General features: G+C 63.0%; 26 protein-coding genes and 1 riboswitch. Of the genes, 9 read left to right on the top strand and 17 right to left on the bottom strand.

Translation table 11 applies throughout. From position 1 onward, the window contains the following. The first annotated feature begins 226 nt into the window (after positions 1–226). From BM177_RS02575 to BM177_RS02555, 5 genes are all read left to right on the top strand, one after another. Positions 227–661: an AtpZ/AtpI family protein gene (locus BM177_RS02575; RefSeq protein WP_091677577.1), complete on the top strand. Its 435-nt coding sequence runs from the start codon at positions 227–229 to the stop codon at positions 659–661. Between the two features lie 242 nt (positions 662–903). Further along, positions 904–1644: a F0F1 ATP synthase subunit A gene (locus tag BM177_RS02570; protein WP_091677064.1), complete on the top strand. Its 741-nt coding sequence runs from the start codon at positions 904–906 to the stop codon at positions 1642–1644. 50 nt (positions 1645–1694) lie between these two features. Beyond that, complete coding sequence (locus BM177_RS02565; RefSeq protein ID WP_026607288.1) at positions 1695–1922, top strand: F0F1 ATP synthase subunit C; 228 nt, start codon at positions 1695–1697, stop codon at positions 1920–1922. A gap of 64 nt (positions 1923–1986) precedes the next feature. Further along, entirely contained in the window at positions 1987–3087 is a 1101-nt protein-coding gene (locus tag BM177_RS02560; RefSeq protein WP_244532040.1) for a F0F1 ATP synthase subunit B family protein, read from the top strand. Positions 3088–3098: 11 nt separating this feature from the next. Continuing rightward, complete coding sequence (locus tag BM177_RS02555) at positions 3099–3581, top strand: F0F1 ATP synthase subunit B family protein (RefSeq protein WP_091677058.1); 483 nt, start codon at positions 3099–3101, stop codon at positions 3579–3581. Positions 3582–3746: 165 nt separating this feature from the next. Here BM177_RS02555 and gcvPB read toward each other — a convergent pair whose 3' ends face one another. The 15 genes from gcvPB to BM177_RS02480 all read right to left on the bottom strand — a co-directional run bounded on the left by gcvPB (position 3747) and on the right by BM177_RS02480 (position 19270). Further along, complete coding sequence (gcvPB, locus tag BM177_RS02550) at positions 3747–5303, bottom strand: aminomethyl-transferring glycine dehydrogenase subunit GcvPB (RefSeq protein WP_175492464.1); 1557 nt, start codon at positions 5301–5303, stop codon at positions 3747–3749. Then, positions 5303–6643, bottom strand: coding sequence for an aminomethyl-transferring glycine dehydrogenase subunit GcvPA (gene gcvPA, locus BM177_RS02545; protein ID WP_091677053.1), 1341 nt, complete (start codon positions 6641–6643; stop codon positions 5303–5305). Before gcvPA ends, gcvPB begins: the two co-directional genes overlap by 1 nt. 68 nt (positions 6644–6711) lie before the next feature. After that, positions 6712–7089: a glycine cleavage system protein GcvH gene (gene gcvH / locus BM177_RS02540; RefSeq protein WP_091677050.1), complete on the bottom strand. Its 378-nt coding sequence runs from the start codon at positions 7087–7089 to the stop codon at positions 6712–6714. Further along, positions 7089–8255, bottom strand: coding sequence for a glycine cleavage system aminomethyltransferase GcvT (gene gcvT / locus BM177_RS02535; RefSeq protein ID WP_091677047.1), 1167 nt, complete (start codon positions 8253–8255; stop codon positions 7089–7091). Before gcvT ends, gcvH begins: the two co-directional genes overlap by 1 nt. 186 nt (positions 8256–8441) lie before the next feature. Then, positions 8442–8541: riboswitch (glycine riboswitch) on the bottom strand. Between the two features lie 112 nt (positions 8542–8653). Next, positions 8654–9265 carry a hypothetical protein gene (locus tag BM177_RS02530; RefSeq protein WP_091677044.1) on the bottom strand — a complete coding sequence of 204 codons (612 nt, stop codon included), beginning with the start codon at positions 9263–9265 and terminating at the stop codon, positions 8654–8656. A 335-nt stretch (positions 9266–9600) separates the two neighbouring features. Further along, positions 9601–10917, bottom strand: a complete 1317-nt coding sequence (locus BM177_RS02525; RefSeq protein ID WP_091677040.1) for a glycosyltransferase — start codon at positions 10915–10917, stop codon at positions 9601–9603. A gap of 407 nt (positions 10918–11324) precedes the next feature. Then, positions 11325–12128, bottom strand: a complete 804-nt coding sequence (locus tag BM177_RS02520) for an SDR family NAD(P)-dependent oxidoreductase (RefSeq protein ID WP_091677035.1) — start codon at positions 12126–12128, stop codon at positions 11325–11327. A 1-nt stretch (position 12129) separates the two neighbouring features. After that, complete coding sequence (locus tag BM177_RS02515) at positions 12130–12564, bottom strand: MaoC family dehydratase (RefSeq protein ID WP_091677031.1); 435 nt, start codon at positions 12562–12564, stop codon at positions 12130–12132. After that, the gene (locus BM177_RS02510) at positions 12561–13007 is read right to left on the bottom strand and encodes a hypothetical protein (RefSeq protein ID WP_091677027.1); all 447 of its coding nucleotides are present in this window, start codon (positions 13005–13007) and stop codon (positions 12561–12563) included. Before BM177_RS02510 ends, BM177_RS02515 begins: the two co-directional genes overlap by 4 nt. Next, complete coding sequence (locus BM177_RS02505; RefSeq protein WP_091677023.1) at positions 13004–14227, bottom strand: beta-ketoacyl-[acyl-carrier-protein] synthase family protein; 1224 nt, start codon at positions 14225–14227, stop codon at positions 13004–13006. Before BM177_RS02505 ends, BM177_RS02510 begins: the two co-directional genes overlap by 4 nt. A 1-nt stretch (position 14228) precedes the next feature. Beyond that, positions 14229–14498, bottom strand: a complete 270-nt coding sequence (locus BM177_RS02500; RefSeq protein ID WP_091677019.1) for a phosphopantetheine-binding protein — start codon at positions 14496–14498, stop codon at positions 14229–14231. 264 nt (positions 14499–14762) lie between these two features. Then, the gene (locus BM177_RS02495; RefSeq protein ID WP_091677015.1) at positions 14763–15296 is read right to left on the bottom strand and encodes a L,D-transpeptidase; all 534 of its coding nucleotides are present in this window, start codon (positions 15294–15296) and stop codon (positions 14763–14765) included. Positions 15297–15457: 161 nt separating this feature from the next. Continuing rightward, positions 15458–17395, bottom strand: coding sequence for an acetate--CoA ligase (gene acs, locus BM177_RS02490; protein WP_091677012.1), 1938 nt, complete (start codon positions 17393–17395; stop codon positions 15458–15460). A 221-nt stretch (positions 17396–17616) separates the two neighbouring features. Further along, positions 17617–18336 carry an invasion associated locus B family protein gene (locus BM177_RS02485; protein WP_175492463.1) on the bottom strand — a complete coding sequence of 240 codons (720 nt, stop codon included), beginning with the start codon at positions 18334–18336 and terminating at the stop codon, positions 17617–17619. A gap of 163 nt (positions 18337–18499) precedes the next feature. Beyond that, positions 18500–19270: a DUF1223 domain-containing protein gene (locus BM177_RS02480; RefSeq protein ID WP_244532039.1), complete on the bottom strand. Its 771-nt coding sequence runs from the start codon at positions 19268–19270 to the stop codon at positions 18500–18502. 214 nt (positions 19271–19484) lie between these two features. Between BM177_RS02480 and BM177_RS02475 the strand changes: the two genes are divergently transcribed. From BM177_RS02475 to BM177_RS02465, 3 genes are read left to right on the top strand one after another with little or no spacing between them, the layout of a single operon-like run. Beyond that, positions 19485–20120, top strand: a complete 636-nt coding sequence (locus tag BM177_RS02475) for a LemA family protein (protein WP_091677009.1) — start codon at positions 19485–19487, stop codon at positions 20118–20120. Positions 20121–20149: 29 nt separating this feature from the next. Next, positions 20150–20995 carry a TPM domain-containing protein gene (locus tag BM177_RS02470; protein WP_244532038.1) on the top strand — a complete coding sequence of 282 codons (846 nt, stop codon included), beginning with the start codon at positions 20150–20152 and terminating at the stop codon, positions 20993–20995. Next, positions 20995–21606: a TPM domain-containing protein gene (locus BM177_RS02465; RefSeq protein WP_091677563.1), complete on the top strand. Its 612-nt coding sequence runs from the start codon at positions 20995–20997 to the stop codon at positions 21604–21606. The genes BM177_RS02470 and BM177_RS02465 overlap by 1 nt, the downstream gene beginning before the upstream one ends. A gap of 53 nt (positions 21607–21659) precedes the next feature. Here the strand turns inward: BM177_RS02465 and BM177_RS02460 are convergent, their stop codons facing one another. Together BM177_RS02460 and cpdR are read right to left on the bottom strand one after the other, a co-directional pair. Further along, positions 21660–22865 (bottom strand): lytic murein transglycosylase, encoded by a 1206-nt coding sequence (locus BM177_RS02460; protein WP_425284354.1) that lies wholly within the window; start codon positions 22863–22865, stop codon positions 21660–21662. Positions 22866–22909: 44 nt separating this feature from the next. Further along, positions 22910–23308 (bottom strand): cell cycle two-component system response regulator CpdR, encoded by a 399-nt coding sequence (cpdR, locus tag BM177_RS02455; protein ID WP_175492462.1) that lies wholly within the window; start codon positions 23306–23308, stop codon positions 22910–22912. A gap of 289 nt (positions 23309–23597) precedes the next feature. Between cpdR and BM177_RS02450 the strand changes: the two genes are divergently transcribed. Further along, complete coding sequence (locus tag BM177_RS02450; RefSeq protein WP_425284353.1) at positions 23598–24587, top strand: N-formylglutamate amidohydrolase; 990 nt, start codon at positions 23598–23600, stop codon at positions 24585–24587. Positions 24588–24590 lie beyond the last annotated feature (3 nt).

The raw sequence follows: 24590 nt of genomic DNA, 5'->3' as shown, positions 1-24590 counted from the left end.
TTTCGCCTTCACTTAGATCAAAACATTCAAAGGGTTAGAAGCGCCGGCCTAAGTCTTGACAGGGGCCGCCCCCGCACTTATGGTGCGCCGGTCCTAAAGCGCAAGCCTTTTCGTTCTTCGTTTTTCAGCCATCTTCCCCAAGGCCTCCCACTCGCTTTTGGCGGCGGAGCGGCCTATAGCGTTGTCCGTGTTTCTTACGAGGCCGGCCGACGATCGGGAGCGGGACGTGACGAAGCGAGACGAACAAACCGGCGATCGTCGGCAAGACCAAGAAGAAAACCAGACACGCCCAGAAAAAGAAGAGCGCCGGGACGAACGGCGCCGTTCAGAGCCCCGCGACGACGATGGGTTGAAAGCCCGACTCGACAAGCTTTCCAATGCGCTCGATGCGCAGCAGGACGCACGCGGAGCAAGCGAACCGGGCGGCGATCCCTTGCAAAGCGGGTCGCTCGGAGGCGCGATGAGCCTTGGCTTTCGGGTCCTCAGCGAATTCGTCGCGGCCGTCGTCGTCGGAGCCTTCATCGGATGGCAACTCGACGCATGGCTCAAGACGACGCCTGCGTTCCTGTTGATTTTCCTGCTGTTCGGAACGGCCGCAGGTTTCTGGAACGTGTACAGGATCGCTGTCAAACCTCCGGGTTCCAAAGGCGGCCTGATCTAGAGCATATTCCGATTCTGATCGATCGCATGACTCCATGCGATCGGAAAGCGCTCTAGGCAAATCCGGGAGGCGCAGCCGCAGCGACGAACGCGGCCGATTTTTTCCCGCGGCTCTTTCATGCCGGCGGCAAACATGCAATGAGCTTCCGCGAGCGGCGCGGAGGCTCCGGGCGGACAACATGGCTCTTGAAAAAGAGCTTCGGACTGAGGCGGGAGATTTCAGCAGTGGCGGAAGAACAGACCATGGATCCGATCCACCAGTTCAGCATCGAACGGATCGTGCCCCTTCATGTTTTCGGCGTCGACGCGTCCTTCACCAACGCCTCGCTGTTCATGCTGATCGTCGTCCTTGCGGCCGCCGCCCTGATGATCGTCGGAACGAGCTCGAAGGCGATCGTGCCGGGCCGGCTCCAGTCCGCCGCCGAAATGGCGTATGAATTCGTCGCCTCCACCGTTCACATGTCCGCAGGACGCGAAGGCATGAAGTTCTTCCCCTTCGTGTTCTCGCTGTTCCTGTTCGTCCTGTTTTCGAATCTCATCGGCCTTGTCCCCTACACGTTCACGGTGACGAGCCAGATCATCGTGACCTTCGCCCTCGCGGCGCTCGTGATCGGCACCGTCCTTGTCTACGGGTTCATTCGCCACGGAACGCATTTCCTCAATCTGTTCGTTCCCTCGGGCGTCTCGCCGGCCTTGCTGCCCTTCCTTGTGATGATCGAAATCATCTCGTTCATCTCGCGGCCGATCAGCCTCTCCGTCCGTCTGTTCGCGAACATGCTGGCCGGCCACATCACCTTGAAGGTGATGGGCGGCTTCGTCGCGGCCTTGCTCGGCGCCGGCGCCTATGCCGTCATCGCGCCTCTTCCTCTCGCCGCGACCGTCGCGTTGACGGCGTTCGAACTTCTGGTGGCCTTCTTGCAGGCCTATGTCTTCGCCATTCTCACTTGCGTCTATCTCAACGACGCAATTCATCCGGGCCACTGAATAAATATTTGAACAACAGATCGGTGCCCAATTTCGCTAGGAGTTAAGTAATGGATCCTGTTGCAGCCAAGTTCATCGGGGCGGGTCTCGCCGCGATTGGCATGGGCGCCGCCGCTATCGGCGTCGGTCTGATTTTCGGTAATTTTCTCTCGGGCGCCTTGCGCAACCCGACCGCATCCGACGCGCAGTTCGGTCGCGCGTTCATCGGCGCGGCGCTGGCCGAGGGTCTCGGCATTTTCGCCTTCCTCGTCGCGATCCTTTTGCTTTTCGTGAAGTAAAATTGGGTTCCGTTGCGCCCGGGATTCGTTCCGGGCGCATTCGGCCCCTGTCCGGGAGACTGCCGTGACCGACGTCAATGATCGATTGGTGGCCCTCGCAAAATCGCTTGGCCAGCGCGCCTCCGAAACGCTGAGCAGGATCGCCAAGACCGCCGCGGCCTATGCGCAGGCCGATACCCCGGCGTCCTCGGATCATTCTTCTTCGAAATTCTCCACCTCCCCCCTGCCTCACGCCAGCCATCCGGCTCCTCCGGTGTGGCCGGTCCTCGCCGCGAGCGCCATTCTCGCCGCCGGCCTGGCGATAGGACTTCAATCCTCGGACGGTTCCAGAACCGCCATCAGCGAGATGAAAGAACAGATTGTCGTTATGAAGTCGCGATTTGATTCATTTGAACAATCAAGCAAGGTCACCGAACAGGCAAGCAAGGCCCTGCTGACCGATCTCGATCATCGCTTCGCCGCCGCCGAGAGCGTCAGCAACTCGACCCTCGCCGAAGTGAAGAAACTCGCCGCCAACCAGCCGACAACCCGTATTCTGGCGCCCGGCGAGACTGTCGTCGCGCTGCCAAATCTCGGCCCGCTCGAACAGCGCCTCGCCCAGCTCGAAGAGAAACTCAATCCGCACGTCGCAGCCGCCGAAGGCTCCGAACACGAAACCGGAACGGAACATGCGCCCGGCGCCTTTCCTCCGTTCGAATCCGCCAATTTCGCGCCCCTAATCATCTGGCTCGTTCTGAGCTTCGGGCTGCTTTACCTGCTGATGTCAAAAATCGCCCTGCCCCGGGTCGAAGGCATTCTTCACGCCCGGGCGGGGAAGATCCGCACCGACCTCGCGGAGGCGCACGCTTCCAGGGCCAGGTCGCAGGAGGCCGCCGAGGCCAATGACAAGAAGATCGCCGACGCCAAGGCCGCGGCCCAGGCCGTCGCCCAGGAAACCCAGACCAAGCTCAACGCCGAATCGGAGGCGAAGCGCCATGCTCTCGAAGCCGACCTGAACGGCAAGCTCGCGGCGGCCGAGACCCAGATCGCTCAGAAGAAAGCCGAAGCGATGTCACATGTCGGCGACATCGCGCAAGATGCAGCCGCTGCCATCGTCGAACACATAACAGGCAAGCCCGCCGACGCCAGCGCCGTCGCCGCGGCGGTCGCCGCGGAAAAAGCCTGAGGAGCCGGACCATGTTCAACGAAGAGTTCTTTGTCGCTCTCGGCTTTGCGATTTTCGTCGCGCTCCTTGGCTATCTCGGCGTCCACAAGAAGCTCAACGCCGCCCTCGACAAGAGGGGCGACCGGATCAAGGCTGAACTCGACGAGGCGTCAAAACTGCGCGCCGAGGCCGAGGCCGTTCTGGCCTCGTTCGAAAAGCGCCGGATCGAGGCCGAAGCCGAGGCCGCAGCCATGATCACGCAGGCGAAGGCGGAGGCCGAGCTTCTCGCCAAGGAAGCCCACGCCCGCATCTCGGATTTCATCGAGCGCCGCAAAAAGCAGGCGGAAGAAAAAATCGCCAACGCAGAGGCTCAGGCGACCGCCGAAGTCCGCGCGGCAGCCGCCGAGGCGGCGACTAAAGCGGCGGAAACCGTTCTGAAGGTCGAAGCCAAGGGCGCTTTCGGCGAGGAACTGATCGGCAAGAACATCGCCGATCTCGGCAAGCTGCTGCATTAGAGCGCTTTCCGATCGCATGAAGTCATGCGATCGATCAGAAATCGCTCCAGAGTCAAAATCTTGAGCATATTCTTGTCGATTAGATTGATTCAATCCGGTCGGAATATGCTCTAAACAATCGCTTCCAAACCTTCTGCACACACCTGCGTCTTCGGTTTTACCGGCTCAGACCGGCTGCGGCGGCGGGCGTGTCCATTTCAGCACCGGATTGCGCGCCGCGCGGGTTTCATCAAGGCGGCGGCGCGGCGCGTAAACCGGCGCGCCAAGGAAGCGCTCCGTCTCGCCCCGCCGCGCGGCCATGGCGAGATCGCGCATGGTCGCGATGAAGAGATCGAGCGAGGCCTTCGATTCGGATTCGGTCGGCTCGATCAGCATGGCCCCGTGCGCGACCAGCGGAAAATAGATCGTCATCGGGTGGTAGCCCTCGTCGATCATCGCCTTGGCGAAATCCAGCGTCGTGAGGCCCGTCGGCTTCAGCCAGGCGTCGTCGAACAGGACTTCATGCATGCAGGGCCGGTCGCCGAAGGGCTGCGACATTAGATCGTTCAGACTGGCGCGAATATAATTCGCGCTCAGCACCGCGTCCTCCGCCGCCTGCCGCAATCCGTCCGCGCCATGCGAGAGCATATAGGCGTAGGCGCGCACGAACATGCCCATCTGGCCATGAAACGCGGCGAGGCGTCCAAGCGAATACGGAGCCTCATCGAGGCGTTCGACCAGCCGGAGGCCGTTCTCGTCCCTGCGAAGAAAGGGCGCGGGGGCGAAGGGCGCGAGGCGCCCCGACAGCACGACCGGGCCTGCCCCGGGGCCGCCGCCGCCATGGGGGGTCGAGAACGTCTTGTGCAGATTGAGATGCATGGCGTCGACGCCGAGGTCGCCCGGCCGGGTCTTGCCCATGATCGCGTTGAAATTCGCCCCGTCGCAATAAAAATAGGCCCCGGCGTTCCGGGTCGCGGCGGCGATTTCGACGATCTCTTTTTCGAAAAGGCCGCAGGTGTTGGGATTGGTCAGCATGATCGCCGCCACATCCGGGCCAAGCAGGCGTTCGACCTCCGCGGCGTCGACTGTACCGTCGGCGCGGGCCGGGATGGAGCGGACCTCGAAGCCGAGGCGGGCCGCCGTCGCCGGATTGGTGCCATGCGCGCTGTCGGGCGCCAGCACGATTCTGCGGGTCTCGCCCTCACCCTTGGCCTCGATCGCGGCCTTGATCGCCATCATGCCGCAGACTTCGCCATGAGCGCCCGCCTTCGGGGTCATCGCCACCGCATCCATGCCTGTGAGGGTCATGAGCCAATGAGCGAGGTCCTCGATCAGTTCGAGCGCGCCCGGAACCGTGGATTGCGGCTGAAGCGGATGGATATCGGCGAATCCCGGCAGCCGAGCCACGGCCTCGTTGAGGCGCGGATTGTGTTTCATCGTGCAGGAGCCGAGCGGGTAGAGCCCGGAATCGATCGAATAGTTTTTCTGCGACAGACGGACATAATGGCGAAGCGTCTCAGGCTCGCTCAATCCCGGCAGGCCGATCGGATCCTTGCGTTCGAGGCCGCCGAGGCGCGGCTCGAACGGCGCCGGTTCGTCGAGATCGACGCCGGTCACTTCGGCGCGTCCGATCTCGAAGATCAGCCCTTCCTCGAGCGCGAGGCCGCGATTGGAGGTGAAGGTTTCGACCTCCAGCCTGGCTGAATCTCCCGCTGTTGTGGCGCGAATCTGTCGATTGAGCATCAGAGCGCTCCCCTTAAAGCCTGCGCGTAGGCCGCGCGGTCGTCTGGCGTATTGACCTCGCTCGAGGCGACGAGGATCAGATCGTCCAGCCCCCGGCCCGGCAGCAGCCGCGAGACCGGAACGCCGCCGAGCACGCCTTTTTCCGCCAGACGCTCGATGAGTTCCGCGCCATCGCAAGGAACCCGAATCGTGAACTCGTTGAAAAACGTCTTGTTGAGCACTTCGACGCCGCTTACGGCGCCGAGCCTGTCCGCAAGATCGACGGCGTTGGCATGGTTGATCCGGGCGAGGCGGCGCAGCCCGGCCTCGCCGAGGAGCGTCATGTGAATCGTGAAGGCGAGGCAGCAGAGGCCGGAATTGGTGCAGATGTTGGAGGTCGCCTTGTCGCGCTTGATGTGCTGTTCGCGCGTCGAGAGCGTGAGGACGAAGCCGCGCCGCCCTTCCGCGTCCAATGTCTCGCCGCAAAGACGCCCCGGAATCTGGCGCAGATATCTGGCCTTGGCCGCGAACAGCCCGACATAGGGGCCGCCGAAGTTCAGCGAATTGCCGATCGACTGGCCTTCGCCGGCGACGATGTCGGCGCCCATCGCGCCCGGCGGCGTGACGAGCCCCAGCGAGACGGCCTCCGTGAACACCGCGATCAGCAGCGCGCCCTTCGCCTTGCAGATCTCGGCGAGAGGCGAGAGATCGCGCAGATTTCCGAAGACGTCCGGCGTCTGAACCACGACGCAGGACGTGTCCGCGTCGATCATGGCGCCCATGTTTTCCGTGGCGAAAACATCCGGCGGCAGCGCGGTGGAGGCGTCGCCGGTCATATGCGAAAAGGTCCGCACCGTTTCGGCATAGTGCGGGTGCAGGCCGCCCGAGAGCACGGCCTTGCGCTTGCCGGTGATGCGGTGCGCCATCAGGACCGCCTCGACGGTCGCGGTCGAGCCGTCGTACATCGAGGCGTTGGCGACATCCATCCCGGTCAGCGCCGCGACCTGGGTCTGGAACTCGAAAATATATTGGAGCGTGCCCTGGGCGATTTCAGGCTGATAGGGCGTATAGCTCGTCAGGAATTCGGAGCGCTGGATCAGATGATCGACGCTCGCGGGGATATGGTGCTTGTAGGCGCCTGCCCCGACGAAAAAGGGAACCGAACCCGCCGCCGTATTTTTGGCACCGAGGCCGGACAACAGGCGCGAGACTTCCATTTCGCTCTTGCGCAGCGGCAGATCGAGCGTCTGCGCAAGGCGTTTTTCGGCCGGGATGTCGGAGAAGAACGCGTCGACGCCAGACGCGCCGATGCGCGCCAGCATGTCCGAGCGATCCTCTGAAGTCAGGGGAAGATAGCGCATCGCCGCTCCATGTGACCGTTCATGATGTGATCGTTCATTGGCCCGCCTTCGCCTACCTGACGAAGCGCTCAGCCCAAGGTCTGCACGTAGGCCCCGTAGGCGGCTTCATCCATCAAGGCGTCGAGTTCGGACGGGTTGCTCAGTTTGAGCTTCATGAACCAGCCCTTGCCGGCAGGGTCTTCGTTGACCACGGCGGGAGTTTCCTCGAGCGCGCGATTGATTTCGATCACCTCGCCAGAAACCGGCGCGTTGACGCCGCTCGCGGCCTTGACGCTTTCGACGACGGCGGCTTCGGCGCCCTTGTCGACGTTCTTGCCGATCAAGGGAAGTTCGACAAAGACGACGTCGCCCAATTGCGATTGAGCGTAATCGGTGATCCCGACAATTCCGGTGTCGCCGTCGACGCGGATATATTCGTGGTCTTTCGAATAGAGAATTTTCGGCATCACACTCCCCCGTAATATCTGTGCGGCACAAACGGCATGGGCGTCACTTTGGCCCCGACCGGCCTGCCGCGGATCATGACCTCAACGCTCTCGCCGGTCGCGGCGTGAGCGGCCTCGACATACCCCATCGCGATCGGGCGCCCAAGACTGGGGCTGAAGCCTCCCGAGGTGAGGCGCCCGACGCTCTTGCCGCCATGCATGATCTCCGCGCCTTCGCGCGCGGGAGCCTTGCCCTCGATCAGAAGGCCGACGCGACGGCGCGAGGGGCCCTCGGCGACGGCGCGCGCGATCATATCGGCGCCGGGAAATCCGCCATCCTGGCGGCGGCGCTTCGAGATCGACCAGAGCAGGCCGGCTTCGACCGGATCGGTCGTCGCGTCAATGTCGTGGCCATAGAGGCAGAGGCCGGCTTCCAGCCGGAGCGAATCGCGGGCGCCAAGGCCGGCCGGCAAGACATCCAGATCCTCGAGAAGCGCCTGCGCGAACGAGGCCGCCGCCTCCTCCGCAAGCGAAATCTCGAACCCGTCCTCCCCGGTATACCCCGAGCGCGAAACGCCGAGGCGCAAACCGTCGAGATCAAAGTCGCGCGCGGACATGAACGGCATCTGCGCAAGGGCCTCGTCCGTGGCGCCGCCCGCTTTCGATCCGCGCAGCCGCCGTCCGAGGACGGCGGCCGCCTTCGGCCCCTGCAATGCAAGCAGCGCCCGCCCGGTCAAGACGGTCAGCGTCAGGTCAGGCAGCAATTCCGCAAGATGAGCGAAGTCGGCGGCCTTGACCGAGGCGTTGACGACCAGAGCGAGGCGCTCGCGGCCTCCCTCGTCAGGAAGGCGCGTGACGATCAAATCATCGAGGATATGGCCGTCTTGATCGAGAAACTGGGTGTAGCGCATCCGGCCGGGCGCCAGTCCCTCGATGTCGCCCGGAACCAGCGTTTCAAGGCGCGCAGAGGCGGCGGGACCTTCGAGGAGCGCCTGCCCCATATGCGAGACGTCGAACAGCCCAGCGCTGGCGCGGGTGTGGAGATGCTCGCCGATGATGCCGAGGGGATATTGCACCGGCATCGCATATCCGGCGAAGGGAACCATGCGCGCGCCACGGGCGCGATGCACAAAATCCAGCGGAGTCCGCGCCAGATCGGGAGCCTCGGCGGCGTGAGCGTCGGACATTGGGCCTCGTCAGACTTGGGCGCCTTCGGGCGCCTCGGCAAAGGTCTGGCGCATCCGGCCAAGTCCCGGGCGCGCCGCGCTTCACCCCCTCTGTCTTGGAACCTGAGAGAGTTCCTCCACCCTTGAGGGCGAAGTTACCTCCGTCGGTGGGCTTTCGCGAAGACGAAAGCCGCTTTCCAGAGTGTCATCCCCCATGCGGTCCATGGGCCTGAGCGTTTCCGGGGCGGTTGCGCCTTCGGCGCCGAGCCGCGAATGATCGCGAATCGGTCTCTTCCGCTGGGGATCTTGATCTGACAATGCAATAGATAACCCGCAAAGCGCTCAAGTCAATGGCGCGGACGCCCGGAAGGAAAGCGGCGATCGCGGCCAGATAAGCTAAGTTCAAGCCCAAAATATCGTCATTTGCCGCTCTTCCCAGCGGATTTTTCGGCGCCCGAACCTTCGTCGATGCCGACCTTGATGCTGTAGTCGTCTTCCGCATGGTCATGAATGAACGGGACTGACAATGTGTCCGAGACCATTGTGAAACTCGCCTGCGTCTGTCCCGCGCCGATCGTCGCCGGAGCGCGGTAGAGCTTCGAGACGACGGGTTTTTCGTCGCTTTGTCGAATGACCGCGACCCGAAGCGGCACGCTGAAACTGCCGGGGCTCCCGGCCGGCCCAAGCAGTACGTTGCCGCTCAACCCCACCTTGATCGTCAACTGATCGCCCTGCAGCGCGCATTCGCGCGCGACCTCGCCCAGAGAGAATTGATGCCGCAAATTGGAGTTGGAGGGCGGATTGCCGGAATGGAACTGGCTGGCGGCGGCGCCCTCGAGGACGACGATTTCCGGACAATAGACGTGCGGGGCGTCCGCCGCGGGAGCCTTTCCGGAGGCGTCGAGCGCAAGCGGATTACTCGGTTTTGCTGCGCCCGCGTCGGGAACGTCGAGCTTTCCCCCGCAGCCGCCTAGAGCCGCGACCGCGAGAAGACAAAACGCTATTCGCCGGGCGAGTCCGCGCCGATGCATCAAGGATCACTCCCAATCGTTCCGCGTATCAAGCTTGAGCTTACACCGGATACGGGCGGACCTCCAAGACGGGGCCTGATCCTGACGCGCCGCGCCTCCCGAAGCCGACATGAGGCTTGGAAAATCGCCTGGGGTCGATTTGGTCTCGCCGGAAATCCGGGGATCGGGAGATGAAGCGTCGAAGCGCTCGTGCCCGGCCTCATATCGGAAGATGTCGGAGACGTCAGCGCCTCCCTGATCGCCCGGGCTAGAGCATATTCCAAGAATACGCTCAAGCCTTTGACTTTGGAGCGATGTCTGATCGATCGCATGACTTCATGCGATCGGAAAGCGCTCTAGAAGCCGTCGACCTGATTCGACGGCCCGATCGCGGGAAGCGGAGGGGCTTTGGGGGTGCGCTTCCACGTTTCCGTGGCGCCAAACAACGATTTCAAAATTGACGGCGCATTGGAAACGCTCAGATAGATCATCAGAGGCGTCAGCGAGGCGATGGTCGCAAGGAAACTCAGCAACGAACCGCGGCGCAACGTCCGATAAGGCGCCAGAGTCATTCCGATGGCGACGATCGCGATCAGAACGCCGATGGCGTTGATCACCGGCATATAAGCCGCCGGATCGCCGCTCTCGAGAAGGACGCAGGCCAGCAACGAGACGATCGCCACCGCGGCGCAGGGAAAGAAGGCCTGAATAAGGATGAGAAAGCTCGCCGACAGTTTGCGCTCGATCGTCCAGTCCGCCAGCCAGATCGCTCCCAAAAGCTTGCGGGCGACCTGAACGAATCCGGTCGACCAGCGCCTTTGCTGGACGCGCCAGTGATTAACCTGATCGGGAACGAGGCCAGGCACGGGAGGATTCATCGAGAAAAGGCCGTGCCAGCCGGCGATCTCGGCGCGCACGGTGATGTCGAGATCCTCGCAGAGCGAATCCGACGACCAGCCGCCGGCGGCGGAGATCGCCGCGCGGCGCCAAACGCCGCCGGTTCCGTTGAACTGAAACAGCCATCCCGCGCGGTAGCGCGTCGCCTGCTCCATTGCGAAATGAGCGTCGAGCATAAGGCCCTGGGCCCGTGTCAGCCAGTTCGTGCGGTAATTGGAGAACTCGCACCGCGACTGGATGAAGCTCGCCCGCGGATCGGCGATCAGGCAGGGCACCACGGCGCGCAGCCAGTTCGCCGGAGGACGGAAATCGACGTCCAGAATGGCGACATAGGGCGCGTCCGAATGCGTCAGACCGGCGGCCAGGGCGCCGGCTTTGTATCCGCCGCGATCGTCCCGGCGCAAATGAAGGATATCGAAGCCCTGCGCCTGCAGTTCGGCGACGACGATCGAGGCGATCGAGGTGGTTTCATCCGTGCTGTCATCGAGCAGCTGGATGTGAAGCCGGTCTTTCGGCCAATCCAGCGCGGAAGCGGACCGCAGGCAGTCGGCCACCATATAAGGTTCGTTAAACACAGGAATTTGAACGAGGACGTCGGGCAGTTTCGCGTCCGCGATGACCAGCGAGCGCAATGGCCGCCCCCATTTCTCGCCGCTGAACCGCTCCCAGACATTGATTCCGATGAGGATCAGAAATCCGCCGCCGACAAAGAGGAGGCCAAAGATCGAAACCAGCAGGCTGGACTCGAAAATCAGTTTGAGAAGATCGAAGCCCAATTGTCCGTCCCCGCCGTAAAATTACCGCCCTCGTTCCGCACCCCCCCGGCGCTGTCGCAGACTCCCGGAGGGCCGCTTGCCGGCTCTCTGAGGACTGCTCCAGCAACGCGGCGTTGGCTTCCCGTTCAGGCGATCACCGCACGACCTAGCGTCAGACGCTTGGCATGGGCGGCGGCGCGAACGATCCGCGGCGGACCGACTTGCTCTAGTTTCAAAGTTGACGAAAAACTGGGGAGAGACAACAAACGAATTGCAACGGTTTGTTACCGGAATTGAGAAAACTTTCTCAATTCTTGTAGTCGCCCGAAGGTCTTACAAAAGTCTTAATCTTTTATATTGAGTGGAGGCGGATCTATGACCGTCGGCGAACATCGCGTTGCCGTCGGTCCCAGTCGATTCGTTCACCATCAATTCGCGCGATCTTGCGTTTCCGGGACTTTAACTTGGAAACGGGTCATAATCTTATCCACAAGCCGTGACGGCAGCAGCTGGGAAAGACGAGCGGCGAAATAAAGCGGCCAGGGGAACGCGATGACCGCCCGGCCCCGGTCCAGTCCGGCCTGAATGATCCTCGCGGCCTCGACATCCGTGATCTCGAAAGGCTTGACCGCCTCGATGCTGTCGTTCAGCGGCGTCTTTACGAATCCCGCCACAATCAGACTGACGGTGACGCCGCAGGGTTCGAGGCGCCCGCGCAACGATTCGGAATAGGCGTGAACGGCGGCCTTCGTCGCGCTATAGGCCGGCGCATAGGGCAGCCCCCGAAGGCCGGCGATCGAGCCGATGAAGGCGAGCTGGCCGCGCCCCCGCCCGCACATCCGACCGATCAGGGGTTCGACCGTATTCAGAACCCCGATCAGATTGGTCGCGAGAATTGCCCGCACGGCTTGCGGCGATTCGGCGATGTCGCCCGGCCCAAGCCCGGTGGTGATCCCGGCGTTGGCGATGCAAAGGTCAATCGGCTGGCTGGCGTCTCGGGCGGCGATCCATCGCGCCATGGCGTCCTGATCGCGCACGTTCACCAGGCCTATTTCGGCTTCGGCGCCGTTTCCTCTCGCCGTGGCGGCGACTGCCTCCAGCCGCTCTTCGTCCCGGCCGATGAGAGCCAGCGCGACGCCGGGACGCGCATAGGCGAGGGCGAGCGCACGGCCGATTCCGCTGGAGGCGCCAGTAATGAGGATCGAGCGGGGCGCTTGCGGAGGAGCGCGCATGTCAAGCGGGCGCTTCAGCTGAAACCAGCGTCGCTTCCGCGAGGATGGCGAGGTCTCCGCCAAAGCCGCGGGCGATGAGCCGCATGGTGAGTTCGGGCCGTCCGTCTGCGCTCGCGCGGACGACGCGCCCGGAGATCTCGACCCCCTCGCCGACGAGAATCGGCTTGAGGAATTTGCCAGCAAGCCTTGCGACGACGAGATCGCCGCGCCAGACCCGGAGAGCGGGTTCAAAACAACTCATCAAGAGCATGCCGTGAACCGGAGGCGCCTCAAGACCAGCCGCACAGGCGAGATCCCGGTCGAGATGAAGCGGATTGTCGTCCCCGGAGGCGGCGGCGTAGCGCAGGAGCTGCGATTCCCCGAACGGCCCGAATTTCGCGGGATCGATCTCGTCGCCCGCCTTCGGCCAGTTCGCCGGCGCGTTCAAGCTGGTCATGGCGCCGGCAGGGGCGCGAGGGAGACGATGCGCAGGACGGTTTCGAACCGCACGCAGACATCTCCCTGAAGCGTCGAAACGACGCCTTTCAACGTCAGCCTCGGCGGTCCTTCCGACCGCTTCGCCTCGATCGCGAGCTGGTAGTCCGAATCAGGTTCGAGCGCGCGTTCGTAATCGAACTTCTGCGCCTCGTGCACCGGCAAAACGCCCTCGGCGCCGATCGCCTCAAGGATCGCGGACCGGATCACCGGAAGGGTCAGCCAACAAAACGGAAATGTCAGCGGAACAAAATCGCCGGAAAGCGGCGCGGTGGACTGAACGAACGCCGCGATCGCGGCCCGGTCGGTTCTGACCTTGATCGGCGGGAGCGAGAACATGCCTGCCGGCGCGGCGTTCGCCAGCGAACCGGCGGCGGGCGAAGCGTAGCCGGCGGCGTCCGTCATGCCGCCTCTGCGCGCCGCACGACGAGACTGGCGTTAATCCCGCCAAAGGCGAAGGAATTGGTGAGCGCGACCCGGATAGGCATGGGCCGGGCCTCGTTGGGCACGGCGTCGACGGGACATTTGACGTCGGCTTCGCGCCAGTTGATCGTCGGCGGCGCAATGCTCTCGCGCACCGCGCCTATCGTGACGAGGAGTTCGAGCGCGCCCGCGGCGCCAAGGCCATGGCCATGGATCGGCTTCGTCGATGAAACCGGGACGGAGGCCAGCCGGTCCCCGAACACCATGGCGAGGGCGGCGGATTCCGAGATGTCATTGACCGTCGTTCCGGTTCCGTGCGCGTTGACGTAGTCGATCTCCTCGATCGAGACGCCAGCGTCTTCAAGAGCGTTGCGCATGCAGGCGGCCGCTCCCTCGGGGTCGGGCCGGACCTGATCCTTAGCGTCGCTCGACGTTCCGTAGCCAGCCAGCTCGACCAGGGCGGAGGCTCCGCGCGCGCGGGCGAATTCGGCCTCTTCGAGAATGAACACCGCCGATCCCGCGCCAAGCACCATGCCGTTGCGCCCCTTGGAGAAAGGACGGCACAAATCGGGGGTCAAAACACGTAAAGCCTCCCAGGCGAGCATCGTGCTGTTGGTCACGCAATCCTCGGTGCCGCCGACAATGGCGCGATCGACGAGGCCGGAGCGGACAAGATGGGCGCCGATTCCGATCGCCTGCGTCGCCGACGAGCACGCGCTCACCACGGCGAAGCAAGGGCCCTGGGCGCCGAAGCGGATGCTGACATTGGAGGGGCACGAACTCGGAATGAGCCGCGGCACGGTCAGCGGATCGGGGCGCCCCTGCTCGACAAGGGACAGATAAAGCCCGTCCTCGATCGTATGCATGCCGCCGATGCCGGTGCCGATGATGGTGGCCGTTCGCGGCCCCAGCCTTTCGGCGCGCGACAAACCGGCCTGCGCGATCGCTTCGTCGGCGGCCGTCAGCAGATATTGGGTGACCGGATCGCAAAAGGGGAGAACGCTGGGTTCGAGATGCGCGCCGGCGACGAAGCCTTGCACCTGCGCCGCGATCTTGATCCGCCCGCGATAGGGGCGATTGAACACCGCCTCGCCGACACAGGAACGACCGTCGCGCGCGGCGGTCCATAATGCGTCCGCGCCGATTCCGGCGGCGGAGACGGCTCCCATGCCTGTGACGACGACGCGCCGCGATGGAGCCATGTCAGCTTTTTTCTTTGACGATATACGCCGCGATCGCGTCAATCAGGCTCTTGATGTCCTTGGCCTCATGAAAAGGCCCGTCCATCGGAATATAGACGTCGAACTTCTCTTCGATCGCCGTCAGGATCATCACGATGTCGATCGATTTCAAATCGAGGCTTTCTATTGTGGCGTCCGGAGTGACCTTGTCGCGGTCAACCATTCCCTCTTTAACGATCACATCGATGATTTGATTGACAAGATCGGTATGGTCGAGAGCCTTCGTTTCCACCGATTACTCCCCCTTCGATCCCTCTTGGCAGGGCCTGTCTGCGCCAGGGCCAGATTGCATCAAGCGCGCCCATGCACTCATAGTCCATGCACGCTCATAGTCCATGCGCGCCGATAGTCAATGCGCTCAAAGTCAACGTCATCTCCACGTTATCCAAAGCGCCAAGCGCCGGCAAGCTCCACGGAAAGGGAAGCTGGGGACGGCGGGCGCTTTGGAGAGGGGTCACGGGCGGCCGCCAAAATCTGGCGGCCGCCCGCGAAGAGCTTAAGGGATCGCCACGACCCGGGTTCCGACCTGGACCCGATGGTAGAGGTCCAGAACATCTTCATTGTACATGCGGATGCAGCCGTAGGACGCCGCAGTGCCGACGGATCTTCGCATCGTCTGCGTCGTGCCGTGGATTGCGACCTCGGACATGTTCAGCGTCAGCGCCGCCGCACCCATGGGATTGCGCGGCGAGCCGCCGGGAATCAGATGGGTCAGGCCCGGATGGTCCTGCCGGACGACCGCCGGCGCGACCCAGGCCGGCTGGACATATTTGCCCTGGACGAACGTCTCGCCCTGCCACGCCATGCCGGCCTTGCCAATGGCGACGGGATAGCGCACCGCCATGCCATAGCCGGTTGTGAAATAGAGCGCCCGCTCCCGCTGCCGGATGACGATCATTCCAGGCGGATACGATTGGGTGAAGGCGACGCCCTCACGCGCGTTCGCCGATGTTGCAAGCGGCGCCGCGGCGCCTGAAAAAAGACATAATCCGGAAAAAACTGAAGCGACGGCTCGAAAAATGATGTTCATTTCACGCCCCTGTCTCAAATGCCTGTTGGTGCTTAACACGCTGATCTCGAAGGAGATGTGCGCAAAGATACCAAACACGGCGCAGGCTGAGGCGGAAACCTTCCGGCTAAGTTAAAATGTGGTGAAACCGTGGCGCCGCCTCAACAAGGCGAGAACTTCGATCACGGGTTCCGGTTGCGTATCAGATCCTCCACCACGGACGGATCGGCGAGGGTCGAGATGTCGCCGAGCGCGGAAAACTCCTGCTCCGCGATCTTGCGCAGGATGCGCCGCATGATCTTGCCCGAGCGGGTTTTCGGCAGGCCGGGCGCGAAATGCAGGATATCCGGCGACGCGATGGGGCCGATATCCTTGCGCACCCAGGCCACGAGCTCGGAGCGAAGCGCGTCGCTCGGCTCCACCCCCATCATCAGCGTGACATAGGCGTAGATGCCCTGCCCCTTGATGTCGTGGGGATAGCCGACGACCGCCGCCTCCGACACCACGGCGTGCGCGACGAGCGAACTCTCGACTTCCGCGGTGCCGAGGCGGTGGCCCGAGACATTGATCACGTCATCGACCCGGCCGGTGATCCAGTAATAGCCGTCCTCGTCCCGGCGGCAGCCGTCGCCGGTGAAATATTTTCCCGGATAGGCGGAAAAATAGGTCTGCACGAAGCGCTCATGGTCGCCGTAGACCGTGCGCATCTGTCCCGGCCAGGACTCCGCGATGACGAGATTGCCGGAGCAGGCGCCCTCGACGACGCGGCCCTCGGTGTCGACCACCTCGGGCCTGATTCCAAAGAAAGGCAGGGTGGCCGAGCCTGGCTTCAGATCGGTCGCGCCCGGAAGCGGCGTGATCAGGATGCCGCCGGTTTCGGTTTGCCACCAGGTGTCGACGACGGGACAGCGCGAGTCTCCGACGACGCGGTAATACCATTCCCAGGCTTCCGGATTGATGGGTTCGCCGACCGAGCCCAAAACCCTCAAGGAAGCCCGGCTGGTGGATTTGACCGGGTCGTCGCCCGCGCCCATCAAGGCGCGGATCGCCGTCGGCGCCGTGTAGAAAATGTTGACCTTGTGCTTGTCGACGACCTGCCAGAAACGCGCCATCGTCGGATAATTCGGGACGCCCTCGAACATCAAGGTCGTCGCGCCGTTGGCGAGCGGCCCATAGACAATATAACTATGGCCGGTGACCCAGCCGACGTCGGCCGTGCACCAGTAGACGTCGCCTTCGTGATAGTCGAAGACGTATTGATGCGTCATCGACGCATAGACGAGGTAGCCGGCGCTGGTGTGAACGACGCCCTTCGGCGCGCCGGTGGAGCCCGAGGTAAACAGAATGAACAGCGAGTCTTCCGCGTTCATCTCGGCGCAGGGGCAATGCGGCTCGGCTTTCGCGACCGCCTCGCCGTAGCGCACGTCGCGGCCGTCGGTCCATTCGATCGCGCCGCCGGTGCGCTCGACGACCAGCATGGTTTTTACGAGGCCGCCGCTTTTTTTGGCGGCGGCGTCGGCATTGGCCTTCAGCGGCACTTTGCGGCCGCCGCGCAACCCTTCGTCAGCCGTGATCAGGACCTTCGAATTGCAGCCCTCGATCCGGCCGGCGAGGGAATCGGGCGAAAAGCCGCCGAACACCACCGAGTGGATCGCGCCGATCCGCGCGCAGGCGAGCATGGCGTAAGCCGCCTCGGGAATCATCGGCAGATAGATCGTGACGGTGTCGCCTTTCTTGACGCCATGCGCCTTGAGAACGTTGGCGAGACGGCAAACCTGGTCGTGAAGCTCACGATAGGTGATGTGCTTCGATTCGGCCGGATCATCGCCCTCCCAGATGATGGCGGTGCGATCCCCCGCGGCGGAGAGATGCCTGTCGATGCAATTGTAGGCGACGTTCGTGGTGCCGTCCTCGAACCATTTGATCGAGACCTCGCCCGGACCGAAGGCCGCATTCTTGACCTTGGTGAAGGGTTTGATCCAGTCGATGCGCTTCGCCTGTTCGGCCCAGAACAGATCAGGATCGGCGATCGAGCGGGCGTAGAGATCCTTGTACGTCGCCGCGTCGATAAAAGCGCGCTTGGTCCATTCGACCGGAACCGGATGAATATTGCCCGACATCGCATTTCCTCCTGAGCATCATCCTTGTAAGATGACGCTCCATTCAATTTTTGGGCTCCGACGACGAGGCTCGCCCGGCCTCGACGAGGAGCGCCCCGGCGTCGCGTTTTCGTGCTCGCCGAAACATATATCCATTATGCGCATGCATCCGCGTCCAAACAAGATGGACATGTCCCGCATGCGCCCGGAAAATCAGCCGTTTGCGGGACAGCGCTCCGGCGTCATGGGCATTCCTTTTGAACCCGCTCCAGAGCCTGCGACAAACCCGAGAGGGAATAACTGTCGGTCGTCACGTTTCCCTTCGCCGAAGGCGCCTTGACGATGAGTTTCGAGCCTTTCTTGAGAGCGTCGACGAACTGGCCTTCCTCTGCGGTATTTTTGATCCAGGCGTTGCTTCCCTTCGGAACGAAGTCAAAGGCCGCTCCGCCGATGTCGGTCTTGACGTCGGCTCCGGGCTTCACCGCAAATCCCATGATGACGGAGACTTCGCTGCGAACGCTCTCGCCCGGGCGGTTCGAGATAAAGACATAGGCAGGGTCGCGTTTGAGCTTCGCCGGCGCCCGCTCCTTGGGCGTCGCGAGGGCGTAACAGGTTTTCTCTTTCCCCCCTTGCGCGACAAAAACGCCCCAGTCGCCGTAAGTTCCGACCTGCGAGGGTTTGCCGGGCTTCTTCGCGTCGCCGGAGCTTTTCTCGCTCGAGTTCTTGTCGGAGCTCTTGGCGTCCGGCGCCTTGGCCGTCCCCTTCCTGGAATCGGCCTTTTTCGCTTCGAGCCGCCAATCGGGGTGGGAAGGTCTCGTTTCCGCTGGAGCCTCGCGCCAACCGTTCGCCAGGGCGGCGTTTTCCGGCCCGGGTGAGGATGTCGCCCAACCTGTCGCCGGCGCAAGGCATGCAGCGGAGGTCAAGACGGCGGCGGCGGGCGTAAGATAAAGGCGAAGATTCATCAGCTGCATTTGCTCCTCTCATGCCGCCTTGCGCAAAAGGGGACATCTCCGCAAGCTGTCAAGCTGTATAAAAGGACAGGAGAGGACGCGAAAGGGCCAGAGCGCGTCCGCGGCGAAATTCACCGGCTGAAACCATACCGAAGACGACCGGCGAAGGAGACGCTCAAAGGCCGGCGCTCTTCACCGCCCCCAGAATCGCCCCCGGCTGGTCAAGGTCTCCGCGTTGCACGAAGACCACATAACCTTCATCCTCGGCGATCAGTTTGGGCACATTCAACGTGACCCTGGAGCCGGTCCATTCGCCGATGCGGTTTATCGCGCGCACCACGTTGGTGTAGGTGACGTTGCGGCCGGCGTTCTCGCCATGTCCGATATGCACCGTGCGCGCGCGCAAGACCCGAAGGACGTAGATGCCGGCGGGTCCGCCCCCTCCCGCCGCCACATCGACGACGAAATGGTCGTCGGCGTCCTGCAGCCGCAAAGGCAGGGTGGCGGCCCCGTCGACGCCTTTCGTCGATTTGATCGCCTCCTCGACCTCCTGCCGGTCTCCGCCGATCGCATCGGCGATCCCGTCGATCACGGCTTGAGGCGTGTAGACCCTGACGCCGTTCCCGCCTTGCAATGCGGCATAGGCTCGTTGTCTCGACGAGGAGAGCGGCAGCGCGAGCGTATCCTTCCAGCCGATATAGTCCCAGTAATCCACCGCGAACGAGACAGCGACAATGTCGGGGCGGCGGGCGATCTGAGCCAGAAGCTTGTCCGCCGGCGGACAGGAGGAACACCCCTGGCTAGTGAACAGTTCGATCACTGAAACCACCGCCGATGAGGGCGTGGGCGGGCCCGTCAGGTCCGCGGCCAGAACGCAGGACGAGCCGGCGATCGCCGCCAGCTGAAGCCAGGGGGACAGAATGAAACTTTTGATAGATATCGTCACTGCAATAGGCCCATTTCCAGGCTCGTTGGAGTTTATCTTAACGAGACATTAACCAACCATAGGCCGAGCGCCAGTCAATTCGAGGTTATGTCTGAAGGACGCCACCCCTCAAACGTGCATCCATAAAACCGAATTGCCGCAAAATTGTTTTTCGCGGCGCAATTTTCAGCATAGATTCTGTTTGGCCATTTTGAGCCTAGCCGGAGCCTTGCCTATGAGCCCGATCCGAAATCAGCCAAGAATTACATTTGATGTTTTGAATTTGCGCTCCCTGAGAGCCGTTCTGGTTCTGACCATCCTCGGACTGGGACTTTCGGGCTGCGGCTACAATACAATTCCGACGCTGGAGGAACAGGCGAAGGCGAAATGGGCGGATGTGCAAAATCAATATCAGCGCCGCGCCGACCTCATTCCCAACCTCGTCGCAACCGTCCAGGGCTACGCCAAACAGGAAAAAGACGTCCTCACCTCCGTCGTCGAGGCGCGGGCGAAGGCGACCTCGGTCAGGATCGACGCCTCGCAGCTGACCGACCCTGACAAGCTCAAGCAGTTCCAGGACGCCCAGGGACAATTGTCCGGCGCCCTCGGCCGCCTTCTCGCGGTCAGCGAGAATTATCCCGACCTGAAATCGAACCAGAACTTCCTTGCGCTGCAATCGCAGCTGGAGGGTACCGAAAACCGCATCGCCGTCGCGCGGCGCGACTATATCGAGGCCTCGCGGGCTTTTAACACCGCGCTCAAGACATTCCCGACCCTGCTCTGGGCGAAGACATTCTTTTCTTCTGAAAAGCCTCTGGCGGAATTCACGGCGAGCGACGCCGCCCAGGCCCCGCCGCAAGTCAAATTTTGAGGAGATTGAGCTTCACGGAGGCGCGCCTCGTGCCGCGGGCGCCGTATATGTGGACCGCGCTGGCGGTTTTTTGGCTGGCGCTTTGCGGCGCGGCGCTCGGCTATAATTTTCCCGCGTTGAGCGGCCGCGTTGTCGATCAGGCGGGAATCCTGTCGCCCGACGCGCACGCCTCGATCGCGGCGAGGCTCGACGCGCTCGAAGCCAAATCGGGAATTCAGCTCGAAGTGGCGACGGTGAACTCCCTCGACGGAGACGAAATCGAGCCTTACGCCAACGAATTGTTCAGAACCTGGAAGCTCGGCCAGAAGGAGAAGAACAACGGCGTGTTGCTTCTCGTCGCGCCAAGCCAGCGCAAGGTCAGGATCGAGGTCGGCTACGGGCTGGAGGGCGTCCTCACCGACGCCCTGTCGAAAATCATCATCTCCAACGCCATCGCGCCCCGGTTCAAGGCGGGCGACTACGACGGCGGCGTCCAGCGCGGGGTCGACGACATCATCACGGTTCTGACGACCGACACGTCCGAGTGGCAGAAGCGTCCGAACCTGCGCCTCGACCGCCAGGACGCGGCCGTGGACAATTGGACGCCTTGGATCGCTCTGGCTCTGTTCGTTTTCATTTTCTTCATGCTTTCGGCCGCACAGCAGAACCGGAGCGCCGCCGACTATGACAGCCTGTCGCCCGCGGAGCGACGACGGCGCAACGCCGGATGGGGCAATTTTCTGACTTCCCTGCTCAGCATCCTGCTTGATTCCGGTCGGGGCGGGCGCGGCGGCGGATGGGGGGGCGGCGGCTTTGGGGGCGGCGGCTTTGGGGGCGGAGGATTTTCCGGCGGCGGCGGATCGTCGGGTGGCGGCGGCGCATCCGGAGGATGGTGATGATTCTCTCGGCGGAAGAACAGCATCGGATCGGCGACGCCATCAAGGCCGCCGAGACCAGGACGTCCGGCGAGATCGTCTGCGTTCTGGCGCGGGCGTCGTCCAATTACGCGAGCTATGCGCTCGCCGCCTCCGCGCTCGGCGCCCTTGTCTCGCCCTGGCTGCTCGTGGCGGCGACGCACCTCTCGACGCACCGGATTCTTCTGATCCAGCTGGCGGTCTTCGCCGCGCTGTTCCTGCTTTTTTCGGCAGGCTCACTGCGGCGATTCGTGGTGCCGCGCCGGGTGCAGAGGTCAGAGGCGCATGAAGCCGCGTTGGAGCAATTCATGATCCGCGGCATGTCCCGCAAGGCAAACCGTGCGGGAATATTGATCTTCGTTTCGCTGGCCGAGCATTACGCCCGGATCGTCGCCGACGACGGGATCGCCTCGAAGGTCGATCGAGCGGTCTGGCAGGCCGCCGTCGACGCTCTTCTGGAGCGCATCGTCTTCGGCGAGATCGCGGACGGGTTCGTCGTCGCGGTCGAAAGATGCGGAGAGGTGCTGGCCGAGCATTTTCCGCCCGTCGAGGGCGACGAGGATCAGCTGCCGGACAGGATTTACGTGATCTGAAGCCCGGAGCATGACCCGATCGATCGCATGACTCCATGCGATCGGAAAGCGTTCTACCGCCGCAACGCGGAGAGCACCGAGGTCGAGGCTCGCCCGTTGGGCGTCAGCCCCGCCCTGGCCTGGAAATCCGAGATCGCCTGCTTGGTCTTGGTTCCGATCACGCCGTCGGCCTTGCCGTCGAGATCGTAGCCCTTGCGCATGAGCAGCGTCTGCAGTTCGCGCCGTTCGGCGCGCGAAAGCCCCAGGTCGTTGGTCGGCCATGCGCCGACAAGGCCGTGGCGCCCGCGCAGCCGATCCGACAGCAACGCGATGGCGAGGGCGTAGGATTCGGCCGCATTATAGGAATAGATCGCATCGAAATTACGCGAGACGAGAAAGGCGGGACCGGAGGGGCCGGCGGGTAGCAGAAGACCGGAATTAGGGCCGCCGCCAAGCGGCGAACCGTCGACGCGGGTCAGCCCCCTCGCCGCCCATGCCGACATAGGCTCCTTGCGGCCGCGCCCCGACGGCCCTGAATAATTGCCCGGCAGCCTGACCTCGAAACCCCATTCGACGCCGGTGACCCAGCCCGCCTTGCGAAGATAATTGGCGGTCGAGGCCAACGCGTCGGGAACCGAATTGACGAGATCCTTGCGCCCGTCGCCGTCGCCGTCGACCGCCGTGCGCAGGAAAGTCGACGGCATGAACTGGGTGTGGCCGAAAGCGCCCGCCCAGGAGCCGACGAATTGGTTGGGGTCGATGTCGCCGTGCTGGATGATCTTGAGGGCGGCGAAGAATTCGGTGCGGAAATAGGCCTGCCGGCTCCCGCCGCAGGAAAGCGTCGCCAGCGATTGCACGATGGGGCGGTTGCCGAAGCTGCGGCCGAAATCCGATTCGACCCCCCACACCGCGGCGATGGTCGCCTGGTCGACGCCGAACCGGCTCTGGGCCGAGGCCAGCGCCTGACCGTAGCGGTTCATCATGGCCCGCCCGTCGGCGACGCGTTCCTCATCGACGAGGCCGGCGAGGTAATCCCAGATCGGCGTCTTGAATTCGGGCTGGGCCTTGGCGAATTCGAAAATATCAGGGTTGGGCGTCAGGCCGCGCGTCATTTTATCGAAGGTCGCGCCGTCGACGCCCGAGGCGAGCGCCGGGCCTCGCAGTCCCGCGATGCATTCCTCAAAGGATCCCGCGCGAGCCGCGCTGACGGCGAGCATGCCGGAAAGCGCGGCGCAGAGCGTCAGTCTTGCCCCGATGGGCATTGCCGCGGCTCGTTTCATGGGAACATCCTACCAGCTGGGCGAACCGAGGGCGACCTTCGGGGTCAGACGGTCAGAATGCGTTGAACCTCGTTGACGAGATCCTTCAGATGAAAGGGTTTCGAAAGGATCTTCGCCTGTTTCGGCGCGTTATTGTCCGGGTTCAGCGCCACGGCGGCGAAGCCGGTGATGAACATCACCTTGATGTCGGGATCAAGTTCGGTCGCCCGGCGGGCGAGTTCGATCCCGTCCATCTCCGGCATCACGATGTCCGTCAGCAGCAGCTCAAACGGCTCCTCGCGTAGCCGGTTGTAGGCGGACAGGCCATTGTCGAACGAGGCGACGTCAAAACCGGCGGTCTGAAGAGCCTTGCCGAGAAAGCGGCGCATGTCGTCATCGTCCTCGGCCAGCAAGATCTTGCCGAGAAGAAGTTTGGACTGTTTCGGAATGTTCATGTCGTTCATGGCGCCCCTCGCGATGAGAGCATCAAAAGGTCAATCGGGTAAAAATCCAGTGAAAATCCCGGCTTCCGCCGTATCTATCTGAACTTTAAATTTCAAGCCGGCGTTCATCCAGCCCGACCAGGGCGCTCGGCTTGATGAAACCTCGGCTTGATCAGAGCGCCTGGCCGATTACTCCAAACTGGCGGCGCGCGCCCGGATTTCCATGGACATGCGGCCATGGCGTTGGCACATTGGATCGATTAACCCGCAAGAAGCTCGGCTTGAACCCAGGGTTGGAAAAGGAGAATCGATGACTTCGGAGCCGCCCGCCAGGATGGCCGAGGCGAAACCCGGCGCCAAGGACCTCGACTCCAGCGCGCGCGAACCGGAGCTTGAACCGCCCTTCGACAGTCTGGGCCCGGACCCCGCGCTCTGTCCCCTCGTGCTTTCGTCGCCTCATTCCGGCTCCGTGTACCCGCGCCGGTTCCTGGAGACATGCCGGCTCGATCTGATGGCGCTTCGCCGATCCGAGGACGCCTTTGTCGACGAATTGTTCAGCGGGGTCTGCGAACTCGGCGCCCCGCTCCTGCGGGCCAGGTTTCCGCGTTCCTATCTCGATCTCAACCGCGAACCCTACGAACTCGACCCCCGCCTTTTTGATGGCCGCCTCCCGACGTTCGCCAACACGCGCTCTCTGCGCGTCGCGGGGGGGCTTGGCACGATCCCCCGCGTCGTCGGCCAGGCGCAAGAGATTTATGCCGGGCGCCTGCCCGTCGAAGAGGGGTTGCGCCGGATCGACCTCCTTTACAAACCCTATCACAGCCGACTGCGGGATCTCCTCGCCCGGACCAAGGAAATCTTCGGCCTCGCCGTATTGGTCGATTGCCATTCGATGCCGTCGGGTGCGGTTTCTCCCTCACCTTTGAATTTTCTTCCGATCTATTCCTTGCGTCCATCTGATCCGCCGTCAAAAGCCGATTTCGTGATCGGCGACAGGCACGGAACCAGTTGCGCTCCGGAATTAATCAGCGTCGTGGAAAATGAACTTCGCCGCCTCGGCTATGCGGTCAAACGCAACAAGCCTTACGCCGGCGGCTTCATCACCGAGTATTATGGCGATCCGGCCGCAAACTGCCATGCGATCCAGATCGAAGTCTGCCGGGCGCTTTATATGGACGAGCAGAACGTCGTGAAATCCGCTCGGTTCGATGAAATCCGCGCGGCTCTCGCCAAAGTCGGCGCCATGCTGGCGGCGGCAATCACCACCCGGCGCGAGACGCCCCGCGCCGCCGCCGAATAAATC

Origin of the sequence: Methylocapsa palsarum (assembly GCF_900114285.1) — a bacterium.
Classification (GTDB): Bacteria; Pseudomonadota; Alphaproteobacteria; order Rhizobiales; family Beijerinckiaceae; genus Methylocapsa; species Methylocapsa palsarum.
This window is presented reverse-complemented; position numbering and strand designations above follow the sequence as displayed.

Bases quoted from the DNA above. Each gene is read 5' to 3' on its own strand.
- BM177_RS02570 (WP_091677064.1), top strand. From the start codon at position 904: ATGGATCCGATCCACCAGTTCAGCATCGAACGGATCGTGCCCCTTCAT.
- BM177_RS02565 (WP_026607288.1), top strand. From the start codon at position 1,695: ATGGATCCTGTTGCAGCCAAGTTCATCGGGGCGGGTCTCGCCGCGATT.
- BM177_RS02555 (WP_091677058.1), top strand. From the start codon at position 3,099: ATGTTCAACGAAGAGTTCTTTGTCGCTCTCGGCTTTGCGATTTTCGTC.
- gcvPB (WP_175492464.1), bottom strand. From the start codon at position 5,303: ATGCTCAATCGACAGATTCGCGCCACAACAGCGGGAGATTCAGCCAGG.
- gcvPA (WP_091677053.1), bottom strand. From the start codon at position 6,643: ATGCGCTATCTTCCCCTGACTTCAGAGGATCGCTCGGACATGCTGGCG.
- gcvH (WP_091677050.1), bottom strand. From the start codon at position 7,089: ATGCCGAAAATTCTCTATTCGAAAGACCACGAATATATCCGCGTCGAC.
- gcvT (WP_091677047.1), bottom strand. From the start codon at position 8,255: ATGTCCGACGCTCACGCCGCCGAGGCTCCCGATCTGGCGCGGACTCCG.
- BM177_RS02530 (WP_091677044.1), bottom strand. From the start codon at position 9,265: ATGCATCGGCGCGGACTCGCCCGGCGAATAGCGTTTTGTCTTCTCGCG.
- BM177_RS02520 (WP_091677035.1), bottom strand. From the start codon at position 12,128: ATGCGCGCTCCTCCGCAAGCGCCCCGCTCGATCCTCATTACTGGCGCC.
- BM177_RS02515 (WP_091677031.1), bottom strand. From the start codon at position 12,564: ATGACCAGCTTGAACGCGCCGGCGAACTGGCCGAAGGCGGGCGACGAG.
- BM177_RS02510 (WP_091677027.1), bottom strand. From the start codon at position 13,007: ATGACGGACGCCGCCGGCTACGCTTCGCCCGCCGCCGGTTCGCTGGCG.
- BM177_RS02505 (WP_091677023.1), bottom strand. From the start codon at position 14,227: ATGGCTCCATCGCGGCGCGTCGTCGTCACAGGCATGGGAGCCGTCTCC.
- BM177_RS02495 (WP_091677015.1), bottom strand. From the start codon at position 15,296: ATGAACATCATTTTTCGAGCCGTCGCTTCAGTTTTTTCCGGATTATGT.
- acs (WP_091677012.1), bottom strand. From the start codon at position 17,395: ATGTCGGGCAATATTCATCCGGTTCCGGTCGAATGGACCAAGCGCGCT.
- BM177_RS02485 (WP_175492463.1), bottom strand. From the start codon at position 18,336: ATGAATCTTCGCCTTTATCTTACGCCCGCCGCCGCCGTCTTGACCTCC.
- BM177_RS02475 (WP_091677009.1), top strand. From the start codon at position 19,485: ATGAGCCCGATCCGAAATCAGCCAAGAATTACATTTGATGTTTTGAAT.
- BM177_RS02465 (WP_091677563.1), top strand. From the start codon at position 20,995: ATGATTCTCTCGGCGGAAGAACAGCATCGGATCGGCGACGCCATCAAG.
- BM177_RS02460 (WP_425284354.1), bottom strand. From the start codon at position 22,865: ATGAAACGAGCCGCGGCAATGCCCATCGGGGCAAGACTGACGCTCTGC.
- cpdR (WP_175492462.1), bottom strand. From the start codon at position 23,308: ATGAACGACATGAACATTCCGAAACAGTCCAAACTTCTTCTCGGCAAG.
- BM177_RS02450 (WP_425284353.1), top strand. From the start codon at position 23,598: ATGACTTCGGAGCCGCCCGCCAGGATGGCCGAGGCGAAACCCGGCGCC.